This window comes from Vibrio sp. 2132-1, from assembly GCF_033344315.1.
Window position 1 is genome coordinate 1 of the sequence record NZ_JAWPON010000391.1, and the last position, 670, is coordinate 670.

At 47.0% G+C, this 670-nt stretch carries 1 protein-coding gene; it reads right to left on the reverse strand.

Going from position 1 to position 670, the window contains the following annotated elements; genetic code table 11:
- On the reverse strand, nucleotides 1-670 hold a 670-nt coding region (locus tag R8N47_RS25610), incomplete at both ends, for an ATP-binding cassette domain-containing protein (protein WP_318186154.1).

The following is a 670-nucleotide window of genomic DNA, read 5'->3' on the forward strand; positions in this document are numbered from 1 at the left end:
CTGCTTGATAAACTTGCTCCTTTGTTGCTTGAGGATTGCCAAGAGCGATGTTGTCAAAGATCGATTTTGAGAACAAAAATGGACTCTGATTCACAACCGCAAAGCGATTACGCCATTGAGGTAAGATAGCGTCTTTGATTTTGACATCGCCAAACTGAATGGTGCCATTTTCTAAATCATGTTGACGCAATAGCAGGGAGAGTAACGTCGATTTGCCACTGCCTACTGGGCCAGCAATTCCGAGCATTTTCCCTGGCTCTAACGTTACGTCCACATCGGCAAGAGCTGGTGGGAGTTCTCTAGACCAATGAAACGCATCAATCTTGATGTGCAGCGGTAATGGTTTGCCATCTAAAGGCTGTGTGCCACCGATGATCTCTGGTTGTTCATCGAAGATTTCTTGTAGGCGATTCCATGCGGCAGAACCGCGCTCTAAGATGTTAAACAAGAATGCGAACGCCAGCATTGGCCAAATCATCAAGCCCAAGTACATGGTGAAGGCTGTCAAATCACCAAGAGTGATTTCGCCTTTGTCGACCAGATACGCGCCTGCCGCCACACTAAGAAGAAACGAAAGACCAATCGTCAACTGAATCGCAGGGTCAAAGCGCGCATCTACTCTTGCTACCGCGATGTTTTTAGCACCAGTATCGTCAACGACATCTTCAAA